The sequence below is a fragment of the Phreatobacter aquaticus genome, from assembly GCF_005160265.1.
In the GTDB taxonomy this organism is placed as follows: Bacteria; Pseudomonadota; Alphaproteobacteria; order Rhizobiales; family Phreatobacteraceae; genus Phreatobacter; species Phreatobacter aquaticus.
In genome coordinates this window covers 1,040,037-1,055,421 of the sequence record NZ_CP039865.1, presented here as the reverse complement: position 1 = coordinate 1,055,421, position 15,385 = coordinate 1,040,037, and the positions used below count along the sequence as shown (strand labels likewise).

General features: G+C 67.1%; 14 protein-coding genes. 7 read left to right on the top strand and 7 right to left on the bottom strand.

Going from position 1 to position 15,385, the window contains the following annotated elements; translation table 11 throughout:
* The first annotated feature begins 41 nt into the window (after window positions 1–41).
* A complete protein-coding gene (locus E8L99_RS04910; RefSeq protein WP_137098499.1) occupies window positions 42–719 on the top strand; it encodes a glutathione S-transferase family protein in 678 nt (225 codons plus the stop codon).
* Window positions 720–855: 136 nt separating this feature from the next.
* Here E8L99_RS04910 and E8L99_RS04905 read toward each other — a convergent pair whose 3' ends face one another.
* Entirely contained in the window at window positions 856–1,584 is a 729-nt protein-coding gene (locus E8L99_RS04905) for a calcium-binding protein (RefSeq protein ID WP_168201571.1), read from the bottom strand.
* Window positions 1,585–1,780: 196 nt separating this feature from the next.
* On the opposite strand from E8L99_RS04905, the gene E8L99_RS04900 reads away from it, so the two are divergent.
* On the top strand, window positions 1,781–3,016 hold the full coding sequence (locus E8L99_RS04900; RefSeq protein ID WP_137098497.1) for a Zn-dependent hydrolase: 1,236 nt from the start codon (window positions 1,781–1,783) through the stop codon (window positions 3,014–3,016).
* A gap of 199 nt (window positions 3,017–3,215) precedes the next feature.
* Here E8L99_RS04900 and E8L99_RS04895 read toward each other — a convergent pair whose 3' ends face one another.
* The 6 genes from E8L99_RS04895 to E8L99_RS04870 all read right to left on the bottom strand — a co-directional run bounded on the left by E8L99_RS04895 (window position 3,216) and on the right by E8L99_RS04870 (window position 9,071).
* Window positions 3,216–3,563, bottom strand: coding sequence for a c-type cytochrome (locus tag E8L99_RS04895; protein ID WP_137098496.1), 348 nt, complete (start codon window positions 3,561–3,563; stop codon window positions 3,216–3,218).
* A 100-nt stretch (window positions 3,564–3,663) separates the two neighbouring features.
* On the bottom strand, window positions 3,664–4,386 hold the full coding sequence (locus E8L99_RS04890) for a phytanoyl-CoA dioxygenase family protein (protein ID WP_137098495.1): 723 nt from the start codon (window positions 4,384–4,386) through the stop codon (window positions 3,664–3,666).
* 118 nt (window positions 4,387–4,504) lie between these two features.
* The gene (locus tag E8L99_RS04885; RefSeq protein ID WP_137101958.1) at window positions 4,505–5,272 is read right to left on the bottom strand and encodes a TerC family protein; all 768 of its coding nucleotides are present in this window, start codon (window positions 5,270–5,272) and stop codon (window positions 4,505–4,507) included.
* A 96-nt stretch (window positions 5,273–5,368) separates the two neighbouring features.
* Window positions 5,369–6,496 (bottom strand): S-(hydroxymethyl)glutathione dehydrogenase/class III alcohol dehydrogenase, encoded by a 1,128-nt coding sequence (locus E8L99_RS04880; RefSeq protein WP_137098494.1) that lies wholly within the window; start codon window positions 6,494–6,496, stop codon window positions 5,369–5,371.
* A 145-nt stretch (window positions 6,497–6,641) separates the two neighbouring features.
* Complete coding sequence (locus E8L99_RS04875) at window positions 6,642–8,018, bottom strand: aspartate aminotransferase family protein (RefSeq protein WP_137098493.1); 1,377 nt, start codon at window positions 8,016–8,018, stop codon at window positions 6,642–6,644.
* A gap of 243 nt (window positions 8,019–8,261) precedes the next feature.
* A complete protein-coding gene (locus E8L99_RS04870; protein WP_137098492.1) occupies window positions 8,262–9,071 on the bottom strand; it encodes a L,D-transpeptidase in 810 nt (269 codons plus the stop codon).
* 337 nt (window positions 9,072–9,408) lie between these two features.
* Between E8L99_RS04870 and E8L99_RS04865 the strand changes: the two genes are divergently transcribed.
* The 5 genes from E8L99_RS04865 (at window position 9,409) to E8L99_RS04845 (ending at window position 15,378) form a co-directional block, all read left to right on the top strand.
* Window positions 9,409–10,146 (top strand): protein phosphatase CheZ, encoded by a 738-nt coding sequence (locus tag E8L99_RS04865; RefSeq protein ID WP_137098491.1) that lies wholly within the window; start codon window positions 9,409–9,411, stop codon window positions 10,144–10,146.
* 118 nt (window positions 10,147–10,264) lie between these two features.
* Window positions 10,265–11,605, top strand: a complete 1,341-nt coding sequence (locus tag E8L99_RS04860; protein WP_137098490.1) for a murein hydrolase activator EnvC family protein — start codon at window positions 10,265–10,267, stop codon at window positions 11,603–11,605.
* Complete coding sequence (locus E8L99_RS04855; protein WP_137098489.1) at window positions 11,602–13,032, top strand: S41 family peptidase; 1,431 nt, start codon at window positions 11,602–11,604, stop codon at window positions 13,030–13,032. The genes E8L99_RS04860 and E8L99_RS04855 overlap by 4 nt, the downstream gene beginning before the upstream one ends.
* A gap of 71 nt (window positions 13,033–13,103) precedes the next feature.
* On the top strand, window positions 13,104–13,925 hold the full coding sequence (locus tag E8L99_RS04850; RefSeq protein ID WP_137098488.1) for a 2-keto-4-pentenoate hydratase: 822 nt from the start codon (window positions 13,104–13,106) through the stop codon (window positions 13,923–13,925).
* Window positions 13,926–14,097: 172 nt separating this feature from the next.
* Entirely contained in the window at window positions 14,098–15,378 is a 1,281-nt protein-coding gene (locus E8L99_RS04845; protein WP_137098487.1) for a COG3904 family protein, read from the top strand.
* Window positions 15,379–15,385 lie beyond the last annotated feature (7 nt).

Below are 15,385 nucleotides of genomic sequence, written 5' to 3'. Positions count from 1 at the left end.
GCCCACGCCTCACCCGAACCCACACCCCCGAAGGACCTTCCATGCTCAAGTTCTATTTCAACGGCTCGCCGAACCCGACCAAGGTCGCCCTGTTTCTCGAGGAATCGGGCCTCGGCTACGAGCCCATCCCGGTCGACACGCGCAAGGGCGACCAGTTCGCGCCGGATTTCCTCAAGATCAATCCGAATGGCAAGGTGCCGGCGATCGTCGATGGCGGCACCACCGTGTTCGATTCCAACGCGATCCTGCTCTATCTCGCCGACAAGACGGGCCAGTTCCTGCCGCCGGCGTCCGAGCGTGGCCAGCTCCTGTCCTGGCTGATGTTCGTTGCCACCGGTGTGGGGCCGTTCGCCGGCCAGGCGGTGCATTTCAAGCATTTCGCCCCGGAAGAAGTGCCCTATGCCCATACCCGCTACCAGTATGAGGCTAACCGCCATTTCGGCGTGCTCAACGAGCATCTGGCCAGCCGCCGCTACATGGTCGGCGAGACCTATTCGATCGTCGACATGGATGTCTGGGGCTGGGCGCGCATGGTGCCGTTCATTCTCGGCGACGATGCCTGGGGCAAGCTGCCGAACCTGAAGCGCCTGCATGACGAGATCGAGGCGCGCCCGGCCGCCACGGCGGCCAAGACGCTGAAGGACCGCTTCACCTTCACGACCGGCCCGGTGGACGAGGCCGCGCGCAAGGTGATGTTCAAGCACATCGCGGCGGCCTGAGGGGGCGTCGGACTTACCTCTCCCCGCGGGGGAGAGGTGAAGTGCGCGCCGGCCGAATAGGCACGACAGAGTCCCCCCCGCTTGCGGTGGGGAGGGGAGTTGAGGCCGTGCTGGCCGATGGAATGCCGCCAGCCGATCAGACCAGCAGCTGGTCGAACGTGTAGAGCGTGCCGGCGATGCTGAACTGCTCGATGCCCTCGACGATGTCGGTCTGCATCTGGCCGCCCTTGGCCATCCAGTGCAGGACATAGTCGCCCTGGGCGTTGACGTCGATCCAGGCATCCTCGCCCGGCGCTGCGAGCAGCCGATCGAGGTAGGCCACATCCCAGCCCGAGCCACCGATGTAATGGTTGTCGGCGTCGCCCGGGTGGGTCGCGCGGATCATGAGGAAGTCATTGCCGATGCCGCCGTCGATGATGCCGCCGCCGCCGCGGGACCCTGCCACCGTGTCATTGCCGGCGCCGCCCTCCACGATGACGTTCTTGGCCGAGAGCGCGCCTGCGACGTAGTCGTCGCCTGCGCCACCCTTGAGAATGTCGCCATCGCCGCCGCCATAGACGTAGTCGTCGCCATTGCCACCGTCGAGCTTGTCATGGCCGCCGACGCCCTGGAGGATGTCCTTCCCCGCGCCACCATAGATGGTGTCGATGCCGGCCGAGCCGGTGATCTTGTCGTCGCCGTCGAGGCCGTAGGTGAAGCTCGGATTGGCCGCCGTGCCGCCGGCAAGGGCGGTCATCGTGTCATTGCCATTGGTGCCGAACTGGGTCAGCGGGCTGAAGCCGAAGTTGAAGCTGTCGAAATCGGAGATAGCAAAGCCTGCCAGCGGCGAGGCCTTCGCGGTGGTCGTGGTCTGGGTGGCGATCATGGGACCGTTCCTGTCTGAAGGGTGGTGAGAAGTGCACCCTTGGTCGCGAGGCTGTCCGGTTCGGTTCAACGGCATGTGAGCAAAATCCCGTCGCGCGGGACCTGACGCAAAGCGTCACCCCGGCTTTTGGAAATGCTTGAAATCATGATGGAATCGGCAGATCAAGAAGCGGAAACATCGGAGGCGGGGACCGGCCATGCCAGGCAGCAGGGGGATCGATGGCGTGCGGTTGCTGGGGCGGCTGCAAGCGCTCGGCGCGGTCGGCCGGGGGCCTGACGGCGCGCTGACGCGGCTCGCCGGCTCGGACGCCGACAAGCATGGCCGCGATCTCGTCTCGGGCTGGATGCGCGAGGCCGGGCTCAGGGTCGAGGTGGATCAGGTGGGCAACCTGTTCGGCACACTCGACGGCAGCGACGCCGCGGCGGATCCGGTCATGGTCGGCTCGCATATCGACAGCGTCATCAATGCCGGCATCTATGACGGTTGCTACGGCGTGCTGGCGGGCCTGGAAGTCGCGCAACGCTTCGCCGAGACCGGCGCAGGGCTGGCGCGGCCGCTCACCATTGCCGCCTTCACCGACGAGGAGGGCGTGCGCTTCCAGCCGGACATGCTGGGCTCGCTGGTTCATGCCGGCGGGCTCTCCGTGGAAGCGGCGCTGGCAAGTGTCGGCACCGATGGCGCGACGCTCGGCGACGAACTCGCCCGCATCGGCTATGCCGGGGCCATGGTGCCGGGAACGATCCGGCCATCGGCCTATCTGGAGCTTCATATCGAGCAGGGCCCGGTGTTGGAGCACGAGGGCGTGCGCATCGGCGCCGTGGAGAACCTTCAGGGCATTTCCTGGCAGCGGGTGACGATCGAGGGCGATGCCAACCATGCCGGCACGACGCCGATCCGCATGCGCCGCGATGCCGGTCTGGCGGCGGCGCGGGTCGTGACCTTCCTGCGCGATCATGTCGACGCCTCGAACGCGCCGACCGTCGCAACCGTCGGCACGATGCGGTTCGAGCCGGACGCCATCAATGTCATCCCGTCGCGGGCGACCTTCACGGTCGACCTGCGGGATCCCGATGAGGACCGGCTCAAGGCGGCGGAAGCCGCGCTCGCGGCCTATCTCGACAGGCTTGCCAGGCAGGACGGCGTGACGGTTTCGACGGAACGCCTTGCCCGGTTCGATCCGGTGATCTTCGACGAGGGCCTGGTCCGCCGGATCGAACAGGCGGCAAGGGCGCGCGGCCTGTCCTGCCGGCGCATGACGTCGGGTGCCGGCCACGATGCGCAGATGATGGCGAGGCTCGCGCCCTCGGCGATGATCTTCGTGCCGAGCGTGGGCGGCATCAGCCACAATCCCAAGGAGTTCACCGAACCGGCCGATCTGGTCGCGGGGGCCGAGGTGCTGATGGACGTGGTGGCGGAGCTTTGCGGGGGGTGATGGATCGGACGCCCGGGCCTGCCGCCCAGGCTCCCCGATGGCGCGATCAGGTCCCCTCCCCGCCGTAAACGGGGGGAGGGGAGTATCGGGCGCGCTGGCGGTCATGGGGTGTTTCGGCGGCGCGATGGGGCGGGGGAGGCGCTATTTCCTCCCTCCCCTCATTGAGGGGAGGGTTGGGGTGGGGTGCCACAGCGCAATCTTACCGCCGCGGCGGTGTCTGCAAGCTCTCGATATGGGCCAGGATCTCGCGGGAATTGGCGGTATCGAACGAGAAATCCGGCATTTCCCGGTGCGGCCTGGACCAGGCGAGCAACACGATGTCGATGATGTTGATGCCGGGACGGCGTGCCTTGAGCTCGCGGAACGGCGGCGCCGCCGCATAGGGGCTGCGGCCGGTGCGGCCAACCGCATGGCACGAGCCGCAATTCTGCTGCGCGAGCGCCCGTCCCAGCCGCGGATCGGGCTGCTGGGCCTGCGCCTCGACAGCGGCGAGCGTCAATCCGGCGGCGGCACAGGCTGCGAGAAGGATCTTCGATGGTTGCGCCATGGCGGCCTCGGGGGTGAAGGGTCTTCCCGAGACTGCCATGGTGTGGTTTGGCCGGCGCTGATGCAGCGCAAAGCGGCCGGTCCTCCGCAGGGCCCGTGGCTCAGTCGTTGAACTGGACCACGGCCTTCTCGGAGCGCTCATCGGCATAATAGGGATAGACCGAATAATCGCGGATGAAGTGCAGCGAGACGTAGAACGAGATGCGGTTGTCGTCGCCGCTGTTCGAAATGCCGCGATGGATCGTGCCACGGCCCATGTAGAGCACCGACATGGGCTTCGCGACGATCTGCTGGACCTGGAAATGGTCGACGCTGCGCGCGAGCGCTGCCACGTCGACGTCGTCGACATTGGAGGCGACCTTCTCCAGGGCGTCTTCGGGCGTGGTGTCGGGCAGGGTGATGAACTGGGTGGCGTTGCGGTCCGTGAACTGGGTCAGCGGGATCCAGATCGCGGCGGCATCCGTGGTGTAGTCGACGTGCCAGACCTGCGGATTGGAGCCGACCGGGTTCACCACGAAGCCATAGCCATCCATGATGGCGCCCTTCTCGGCATAGGCTTCCGCGGCTTTCAGGCACCAGGCGTGGAGTTCGGCGGCCAGAGCCTTGTCGCCGAGCTCCATCGAATCGCCCTCGTCATCCTCCTGCCAGACATTCATCCAGCAGATCTCGCGGGCCGCGATCTGTTCGTCCCAGCGGCTGCCCATGCCGCGCTTCAGGTCCTCATAGGCGCGGGTGAGCAGCGGACGCGCCTCGGCTGGCACGGTTCCGACATAGCGGAAGCCCATGAGGCTCGGCTGCAGCTTCACATAGTCCTGATCATTCATGATGGTTCAGCTCCGGATCACTCGACTGGATCGATGTCGCCCCGGGAAACGATAGCGACATGACGCAGATGAACCGAAGCTGAAGTCGGGACGATGGCAAGATCCGGGAAAATGCGTTTCAGCGTTTCACCGGCATGCGGGTCGGGTCGTCGGTCGGGCGCCTGGCGCGCCTCGACAGCATGTTGAGCCCCTCGACCAGGCCTGAGAACGCCATGGCGGCGTAGATGTAGCCCTTGGGCACATGGGCGCCGAAGCCCTCGCCGATCAGCGTCATGCCGATCATCAGCAGGAAGCCCAATGCCAGCATGACGATGGTCGGGTTGGCCTCGATGAACTGGGCGAGCGGCTGTGCCGCCAGCATCATGACGCCGACCGCCACCAGCACGGCGATGACCATGATGACGATCTCATTGGTCATGCCGACGGCGGTGATGATGCTGTCGATCGAGAACACGAGGTCGAGCACCAGGATCTGGACGATGGCGGCGGCGAAGCTGGTCTCGACGATGGCGGAGCCATCGGCCTCATCGGCATGGGTCTGGGGATCGACATTGTGATGGATCTCCTTGGTCGCCTTCCAGATGAGGAACAGGCCACCGGCGATCAGGATGATATCGCGCCAGGAGAAGCCCTTGCCGAACAGGGTGATCACCGGCTGGGTCAGCGAGACGATGATGGCGATCGTGCCGAGCAGGCCGAGCCGCATCAGGAGCGCCAGCGAGATGCCGATGCGCCGGGCCTTGGCGCGGTGCACCTCGGGCAGCTTGTTGGTGAGGATCGAGATGAAGATCAGATTGTCGATCCCGAGCACCACCTCCATGGCGATCAGGGTGGCGAGCGCCGCCCAGGCGGTGGGGTCGGAAGCGAGGCGGAGAAGGGTGTCCATCATGGTCCGGCGGCTCCGGCTGGGGGTGGAAGATGCTGCACGGCGCCCGGGCGGAACAGGAGCGAGGGCTCGCTCCGGCTCCAGATCAGTCCGGTGTCAGTAGACCACGACGGAGCGGATCGACTTGCCTTCGTGCATCAGGTCGAAGGCGGTGTTGATCTCGTCGAGCGGCATGGTGTGGGTGATGAGCGAGTCGATGTCGATCTTGCCCTCCATGTACCAGTCGACGATCTTCGGAACGTCGGTGCGGCCGCGGGCGCCGCCGAAGGCCGAGCCCTTCCAGACGCGGCCGGTCACCAGCTGGAACGGCCGGGTGGAGATCTCGGTTCCCGACGGGGCCACACCGATGATGATGCTCTCGCCCCAGCCGCGATGGCAGCATTCCAGCGCCTGGCGCATGGTGTGGATGTTGCCGATGCACTCGAAGGAATAGTCGGCGCCGCCATCGGTCAGATCCTGGATCGCCTGCACGACCTTGTCGCGGCCGACCTCGTCCGGATTGACGAAATGGGTCATGCCGAACTTCTTCGCCATCTCGACCTTGGATGGATTGAGATCGACGCCGATGATCTTGTCGGCGCCGACCATGCGGGCGCCCTGGATCACGTTGAGGCCGATGCCGCCGAGGCCGAAGACCACGACATTGGAGCCGGGCCTGACCTTGGCGGTGTAGATGACTGCGCCGATGCCGGTGGTGACGCCGCAGCCGATGTAGCAGATCTTGTCGAAGGGGGCGTCCTCGCGGACCTTGGCGAGCGCGATCTCCGGCAGGACCGTGAAGTTCGAGAAGGTCGAGCAGCCCATATAGTGGAACACCTCGTTGCGGCCGCGACCGATCGGCTCGCAGGAGAAGCGCGTGGTGTTGTCGGGCATCAGGCCCTGGCCCTGCGTGCCACGGATCGAGGTGCAGAGGTTGGAGCGCTGCGACAGGCAGGTCTTGCAGGCGCGGCATTCCGGTGTGTAGAGCGGAATGACATGGTCGCCGACCTTCACAGAGGTCACGCCCGCGCCGATCTCGCGCACGATGCCGGCGCCCTCATGGCCGAGGATTGCCGGGAACTTGCCCTCTGAATCCAGGCCCGACAGCGTGTAGGCGTCGGTGTGACAGACACCCGTCGCCATGATCTCGACCAACACCTCGCCGGGCTTCGGGCCCTGGATGTCGATGGTCTCGATGGTCAGGGGCTTGCCTGCTTCCCAGGCGACTGCGGCGCGCGATTTCATGGGGCGAATCCTCTCATTCCACAGGCTCGCTTAGCACGCCGGAGCCGGCCAAGCCTATGGTCGTAGGGCCACAGACCGTTAGCCGGGCAGCAAAAAAGCCCCGGCCATCGGCCGGGGCTTTGGAATGTGTCGCGGATGATCAGGCTCAGGCCGGCATGGCGGTCGCGTCGATGACGCGGGCGAGCTTCTCGACGATCTGGCCGGCATCGCTTTCCGACATGATCAGCGGCGGGGTCACCACCAGGCAATCGCCCGAGGTGCGGATCATCATGCCCTCGTCGTGGAAGGCCTTGTCCATGGCGACGAAGGCGCGCTTGCCCGGCGCGTCCTTCCAGCTGGCGATGTCGATGGCGGCGGTGAGGCCGACCTGGCGGATGTCGAGCACGCCCGGCTTGTCCTTCAGGCCATCGAACACGGCGTCGGCCCAGATCGGCTCCATGGCCTTCGACTTCTCGAACAGGCCTTCGTCGCGATAGAGGTCGAGGGTGGCGAGGCCGGCGGCGCAGGCCAGCGGATGGGCCGAGTAGGTGTAGCCGTGGAACAGCTCCACGATGTGGTCCGGGCCGGTCATGAAGGCGTCGTGGATGTGCTTGCGGGCAATGACGCCGCCCATCGGGGCCGCGGCATTGGTGACGCCCTTGGCGAAGGTCAGGAGATCCGGGGTCACGCCATAGCGCTCGGAGGCGAACGGCGCGCCGAGGCGGCCAAAGCCGGTGATGACTTCGTCGAAGATCAGCAGGATGTCGTGCTTGTCGCAGATCTCGCGCAGGCGCTTGAGATAGCCCTTCGGCGCCGGCAGCACGCCGGTGGAGCCGGCCATCGGCTCGACCATGACGGCGGCGATGGTGGCGGCGTCGTGGAGGGCGACGATGCGCTCCAGCTCGTCGGCGAGATGGGCGCCCCATTCCGGCTCGCCCTTCGAGAAGGCCTGCTTCTCGCGGTCATAGGTGTGGGGCAGATGGTCGGTGCCGGCCAGCAGCGCGCCGAAGAAGCGGCGGTTCGGCACGATGCCGCCGACCGAGATGCCGCCGAAACCGACGCCGTGATAGCCACGCTCGCGGCCGATCAGACGGGTCTTGGCGCCCTTGCCGCGGGCATTCCAGTAGGCCATCGCCATCTTCAGCGCGGTGTCGGCGGCTTCCGAACCCGAGTTGCAGAAGAACACGTGGTCGAGATCGTTCGGCGCGAGAGCGGCGATGCGGCTTGCCAGCTCGAAGGCCTTCGGGTGGCCGAACTGGAAGGACGGCGAGAAGTCGAGCTCGGCCGCCTGCTTCTGGATCGCCTGGACGATCGGGTCGCGGTTGTGGCCGGCATTCGAGCACCAGAGGCCAGCCGTCGCGTCGAGGATCGGCTTACCCTCGGGGGTGAAGTAATACATGTCCTTGGCGCGGGCGACCATGCGCGGGCGGGCCTTGAACGAGCGATTGGCCGTGAACGGCATCCAGAAGGCCTGGAGATCGTTCGGGATGGCGGTTGAGCTGGCGTCGTCGCCGACCACGCGCAGTGCGCTCGTCTTGGACATGGATTGGGCCTCCGGGAATGGCGAGTTGAAGCTCGACCATAGCAAGCGTGCGGCCCGGAGCAAGGCGTTGCGGCGCGCAGGTGGCTTGCACGCTGGCTGCGATAGCAGAAAGGCCGCCCCGCCTTGGGGCGAGACGGCCTCTCCTGTCCGCTCGTTCGAGCGCCGCGACGGTTGGCGGAGACGTTGCTCCTGGCCGCCGCGATGGGAACATGGGGCGCAAGGCGGCCCCATGCGGAATAGTGGTCAGTTGACGACGACGCGGGTGCCGACCCGGACGCGGGCATAGAGGTCGGTGACGTCCTCGTTGCGCATGCGGAAACAGCCGGACGACACCGCCGTGCCGATCGTATGCGGCTCGTTGGAGCCGTGGATGCGGTAGAGCGACGAGCCCAGATACATGGCGCGGGCGCCAAGCGGGTTCTGCGGGCCACCGGCCATGAAGCGCGGCAGATCCGGCCTGCGGCGCAGCATCTCTGCCGGCGGGCGCCAATCGGGCCACTCGGCCTTGCGGGTGATGGTCTTGGTGCCGCTCCAGCCGAAACCGGGGCGGCCGATGCCGACTCCGTAGCGCCGCGCCATGCCGCCAGCTTCGACCAGATAGAGATAGCGCTCGCGGGTATCGATGACGATGGTGCCGGGGCGCTGGCTGGTCTGGTAGCTGACCACCTGGGGCAGGAAGCGCGGATCGATGCCGCCGCGCGGCGTGGTGGTCGCCTGGGGGCGGGGCGCCGCTTCCGGGGGGGCATAGGCGGCCGCAGGCGCGATCGGCCGGACCGGCACGAGGCCAGGCTCGGGCTGCGAGCGGCGGATCTCAACCGGCGGGCCAACGCGGCGCGCCGTCGGGATCGTCCCGGCATCGCCGCCGTTGAACAGATATTCGATGAAGCCGCCGCCCATGCTGCCGCGGGGCGAGGACATTTCGCGGGGGGCTGGCCCCTCGCGGGTGGCAATGGCTGACGGGATGGCGCCGGATGCGGCGCGGCCGTCCTGGGCACTGGCCGGCGCTGCCGAAAGTATCACGGCAGCCACGGCCCAAAGGCTTGCTCTGGACATCGACGAACTCGAACTCACACACACAGGTCGGCTGGACGGGAGGCGCCAGCGTCGTGAGTCATGAAAGGTCTCGAGCTCCGATGAAACGGTTAATGCGAGCCAGAGAAACGCCCTCGAATGTAAAGGATGTCTGGAAAGTCTTCCTCAAGGTTAATCAAGCCTATCCGCGCCGGACCGGCCCGGCTGATCTGTTCATCTTTTGTCATGGTTAATGGAATTTCCCATTTATCGATGTGTTTTGCCGGCAAGTCGCGAACCCGGCTTTAACCCTGTGCGCGAAACAGTGGGAAACAGACAACCTTCGTTCTCGCCTCTCCCGAACCCATCCGAGTGCTTCATGCGTGCCACCAAACGAGCCTTCCGCATCGAGTCCATTTCGCAGCCGACCGAAGCGCATGCCCGTGCCCATGCCGCCGCGCGGCCGGCTGGCGCTGCGGGAAGCCATCACGGCGAGATCATGGCGGAGCTTCGGGCGCTGAAGGCGATGATCCGGCCGCCGGAGGAGGTGTCGAAGCAGATGATCGACGCCTACAAGGCGGAAATGCAGGACGCGATGAAGCTCAAGGCCGAGCTTGATACGATCTACGAGGCGATCGGCCAGACCAAGCACGAGATCGCGACGCTGCATCTGTCGGGCTTCCAGGGCAAGCAGATGACCCGGGTGACCCACGAGCTCGACGCGATCGTCGAGGGCACCGAGCAGGCGACCGAAGGCATTCTGTCGGCGGCCGAGGCCATCGACCAGCTGGCCAGCCAGCTTTCGGCCAAGGCCAAGGATTCCCAGGACCAGGGCGCGCTCGACGACATCCAGCAGAAGATCATCACGATCTTCGAGCACTGCAACTTCCAGGATCTGACCGGTCAGCGCATCACCAAGGTGGTCAACACGCTGAAGTTCATCGAAGAGCGCATCGTCAACATGATGGACATCTGGGGCGGTCTCGACAGCTTCAAGGATGTCGAGGTCGACATCATGGCCGAGCGCGAGGGCGACGACGCCCTGCTCAACGGCCCGAAGGTCGACGGCGATGTGGGTCATGCCAGCCAGGACGATATCGACGCGCTGTTCAACTGAGCGGGTGCGGCCGGCATTTCTGCCGCGCCGCAAAACAAACCGGACATCGCCCCGATTCCGCCCGACACGGCGGTGAGTGTAGCATCGGTCCTCTCCCCGCCCTCCTGATTCGGGCCCGATGCGCCTCAGCCCCGTCCACCAGGCTTCGTTGCTGGCCCCTGTCCTGGCCATCATCGCCTCGCCGCTTCCTGGCCTTGCCCAGTCGCCGTCTCCCGCCGAGCGGGCGGATGCCGAGCGGCGTGAGCGTCAGCGCGAGCTTGCGGCGATCCGCGCCGATCTCGAGCGCGCCGGCACCGAGCGCATCCGCATCGAAGGCGAGATCGCCGGCATCCGGGCGGACCGGGCAGCACTGATTGCGCGGGGTATCGAGACCGCAGCCAAGGTGCGCAGTTTCGAGGGCAAGGCGGCCGAGACCGAGGAGCGGCTGGCCGCGCTCGATGGCCGCGAGGCCGGCATACGTGCTTCGCTTGAGGCACGGCGCGACGTTATCGCCAAGGTGCTCGCCTCGCTCCAGCGGATGGGCCGCCGGCCGCCGCCGGCGCTGCTGGTCGGCGCCGACGACGTTCTGCGCAGCGTCCGCACCGCCATGCTGCTTGGCACGCTGGTGCCGGAAATGCGCGAGGCGGCGCGCGTGCTGGTGAACGATCTCGAGGCGCTGTCGCGGGTGAAGAGCCAGATCGCCGGGGAACGCGACACGCTGCGGCAGGACATGGCTGCGCTCGATACCGAGCGGATCCGGCTGGAGGCGCTGGCCGAGGCGCGCCAGAAGCAGATGGCGGAGAGCGAGCAATCGCTCGGCTCGGAGCGCGCCCGCTCGCTGGAACTCGCCAGACAGGCCGACAATCTCGAATTGTTGATCAGCCGCATGGAGACCGAGATCGCGGCGGCACAGCGCGCCGCGGAGGCCGCGCGGACCACCACAATGGCCCGGACGACGGCTCCGGGCGACCGCCGCCAGCAGATGGCGACCTTGCAGAGCGCGGGGCGCATTTCGCCCCTGATGCCCTTCGAACAGACCCGCGGACGCCTCCCGATGCCGGTTCTGGGGGTTCGCCTGCGCGAATTCGGCGGAGCGGATGGTCTGGGCGGCACCGAACGCGGACAGTCGATCGCCACCCGCGCGGGCGCCTCCGTCACCGCGCCGTCGGATGGCTGGGTGGTCTATTCGGGGCCATTCCGGACTTACGGACAACTCTTGATCCTGAACGCCGGGGACGGGTATCATGTCGTCCTTGCCGGCATGGACAGGATCACGGTCGATCTCGGCCAATTCGTTCTGGCGGGCGAGCCGGTCGGCGTCATGGGTGACGCTCCGCCGCCCGCAGCTGCCGTCGCCACGGGCTCTAGCCAGCCCGTTCTTTATGTCGAGTTTCGCAAGGATGGATCGTCGATCGATCCTGCGCCTTGGTGGGTCCCCAGGACTCCGGGCGCACAGGCCAATGAAAGGGTTCGTGGATGATGCGCAAAGCCTCGCTGCTTCTAGCCGGCGCCGCCATGGGCGTGCTCGCCACCGTCGCGGTGACGCAGCCACGCGCCATTCTTGGAATGAGCGCCAACGCGGCGGGCTCGGACACCTATCGCCACATCAATCTGTTCGGCGACATCTTCGAGCGGGTCCGCTCCGACTATGTCGAGAAGCCGGACGACGCCAAGCTGATCGAGAGCGCCATCAACGGCATGCTCACCTCGCTTGACCCGCATTCCAGCTTCATGGATGCGCGCAATTTCCGCGACATGCAGGTGCAGACGCGCGGCGAGTTTGGCGGCCTCGGCATCGAGGTCACCCAGGAGGAGGGCGCGATCAAGGTCGTTGCCCCGATCGACGACACGCCGGCCTCCAAGGCTGGCATCCTCGCCAATGACGTCATCACCCATATCGACAACGAGCCGATCCAGGGCCTGACCCTGCAGCAGGCGGTGGAGAAGATGCGCGGCCCGATCGGCTCGCAGATCACCATCCGCGTGACCCGTCCCGGCGCCACCGCCCCGCGCGACATTCCGATCACCCGCGACCGGATCGTCATCCGCGCCGTGCGTCACCAGATCATCGGCGACGATATCGGCTATGTCCGCATCACCCAGTTCAACGAGCAGACGACCGACAATCTGCGCCGCGCCCTGGAAGAAATCCGCACCAAGATCCCCGCCGACAAGTTGCGTGGCTATGTCGTCGATCTCCGCAACAATCCGGGCGGCCTGCTCGACCAGTCGATCTCGGTCTCGGATGCGTTCCTGGAGCGCGGCGAGATCGTCTCGACCCGCGGCCGCAATGCCGAGGAAACCCAGCGCTGGAATGCCCGCGCGGGCGACCTCACCGGCGGCAAGCCGATCATCGTGCTGATCAATGGCGGGTCGGCCTCGGCTTCCGAGATCGTCGCCGGCGCGCTGCAGGATCATCGCCGCGCGACCGTGCTCGGCACGCGGTCCTTCGGCAAGGGCTCGGTGCAGACCATCATCCCGCTCGGCAGCCAGGGCGCGCTCAGGCTCACGACGGCGCGCTACTACACGCCGTCGGGCCGTTCGATCCAGGCCCGCGGCATCGATCCGGACATCGTGCTGGAGCAGCCGGTTCCCGAGGAGCTGCGCGCGCGCCTCAACGAGAACCGTGGCGAGGCTGGCCTGCGCGGCCATCTCGCCAACCCGAACCAGGAGAACAACGAGGAGCGCTCGGCGTCCTCGGTCTATGTTCCCCGCGAGCAGAAGGACGACGTCCAGGTCAACCGCGCCTACGAATTGCTGCGCGGCACCGCGACCGATCCGAAGTTCCCGCCCTCGGCGCGCAGCGCGGCTGCGCCCGCCGATGCCACGACGCCGGCTCCGGGTGCTCCGGCGCCTGCCGCCCCCGCTACACCGGCGGCCCCGGCAACGCCCGCGCCGCAGCGCTGAGGCCTGCCATCGCTGTCGATCCAACGCCCCCGGCCCGCAAGGCCGGGGGCTTTTTTGTGTGAGATGCCACCATGTCGCTCTGTTCGTCGCAGAACCGCCTGTTCGCCAGCGAAATCCTCGCCGCCTATGAGGGGCGCCGACAGATCGGGCCGCTGACCTCGCTCGAGCCGACCTTTTCCACCGAGGACGCCCAGCGCGTGTCCCACGAGATCACCCGGCGCCGGGTGGCGGCGGGCGCTCGCGTCATCGGCCGCAAGATCGGCTTCACCAACCGCACGATCTGGGACGAGTACGGCGTCTACGCGCCGATCTGGGGCCCGGTCTATGACACGACCTACCGGGATGCCGCCGGACCCGCGGAACAGGCGCTCGGCCATCTGGTCGAGCCGCGCATCGAGCCGGAGATCGTCTTCGGCTTTGCCGGCGAAGTGCATCCCGACATGGACGAACGCGAGATCCTCGGCACGATCTCCTGGGTCGCCCATGGCTTCGAGATCGTGCAGTCTCTCTATCCCGGCTGGAAGTTCCAGTCGGCCGATTGCACGGCGGCCTTCGGCCTGCATGGCGCGCTGATCTGCGGCCCGCGCACGCCGGTCACCGGCGACCCGGAGGGCTGGCTCGCGGATCTGACGTCCTTTGCCATCACGCTGTCGAAGAACGGCGAGGTGGTGGATCGCGGCGTCGCCGCCAATGTGCTGGACGGCCCGCTCTCGGCGGTGCGCCACCTGGCCGGCGTGCTCGCCAACGATCCCCAGGCCCGCCCGATCGGCGGTGGCGAGATCATCACCACGGGCACCGTGACGCGCGCCTTCCCGATCCTGCCCGGCGAGGAGTGGTCGACCCTGGTCGAGGGGCTCCCGGTCGAACCCATGCGGCTGCGCTTCACCGCCTGACGGATGGTCCGCGGGCCGAGAGCGGCGCCGCGTCCCTGAACCTTTCGTGCTCGCCAGGAAACACACGTCGTGTGACCTCCGTCACTGTGCTGGGCTGACCCTGCGCCTAGGACTGGGGCCGTTGCAGGCTTGACCTGCCAGACGGAACGACGACAGCCTGGAGGCGTCAGCCATGCGCATGATCCAGAATAACGACCAGCAGGCGTTGCGCGCGCCCCTGCGCTCATCCGGCCGGACGACCTTCAAGCGCGGCCTGCTGGCTGCAATCGCCGCTCTCAGCCTTGGAGCACCGCTCGCCAGCGCCGCCACCCCAGCGACAAGCCCGCCGGCGGAAACTGCGTCCGAACCCGGCCAGCGTGTCTCGATGGATTTCCGGATCGTGGAAGGCAGGGGCCTGTTCGGCCTGACGCGCTGGATCCAGGCCTCGGGGCCGATCACGGCAGACACGGCCGACCGCTTCGACCAGTTCGCAAGGGCCAATCGGATCGCCGGCATGACGGTGGTGCTCGACAGTCCCGGCGGGTCGATGACCAGCGGCCTGCGCATGGGCCGGGCCTTCCGCGCGGCCGGCGTCAACACGATGATCGGTCGCACCGTGATCCGCCTCGATGGTGGTCAAGAATCGGCGACCCTGCTCACCCACGGCATGGTCTGCGCCTCGGCCTGCTCCTACGCTCTTCTGGGCGGCGTGCATCGGACGATTGCCAGCACGGCACGCTATGGCGTCCATCAGTTCAGCCGCAATATCGGTCGGGACGGCCGCTTCGTGACCGAACAGCCGACAGTCCGCGACTTCGAGAGCGCCCAGCGCCTGATGGCAGAGCTTGCTGTCTATCTCCAGGAAATGGGGATCGATGCCGGCCTGCTGCCCCTGGCAGCCTCCATGCCGCATGGCCAGCAGATCCGGTTCCTGACGCCGGCCGAAATCGGTGGTCTGCGTGTCGCCGTCCCGGCTGTCGTGAACGAGGCTGATCGCGGCACAGTCGGGTGGTCGGCCAACCACCGGGCGGATGCGCCGATGCTGTTCAGCCGGGCGATCCGTCCGCTGGACGGCGAGCGGCGCGTCGATGAGGAAGTGGCCCTGACCTGCCATCGTGATCCGGCTCAGGTCATCGTCAATTATCGGGTGATCCAGGCCCGGACACGCGACAGCCAGCCGCTCAAGCTCGGCGTCGTGAACATCGATCTCGCCGGCACCCAGGTGCCTTGGCGCCCGGCCGCCGCGGCGCCCGCGCCGGAACTGCGCGGCTCCAACACCTCGCTGTGGATCTCAATTGCCGTGCCGCGCCAGGCTCTCGAACAGGCCGGCGAACGCAATGCCCTGGCCATCGAGCTTGGCGAGGGCGCCTCGCCCCAGGGACGCACCGATTTCGGCGCCGGTCTCGGCAACGCCCTGCCGCGCTTCCTGACAGCCTGCGACGCCGGGCGCCCGGCGGCGACTGCCGGGCGCTGAAAGGCGC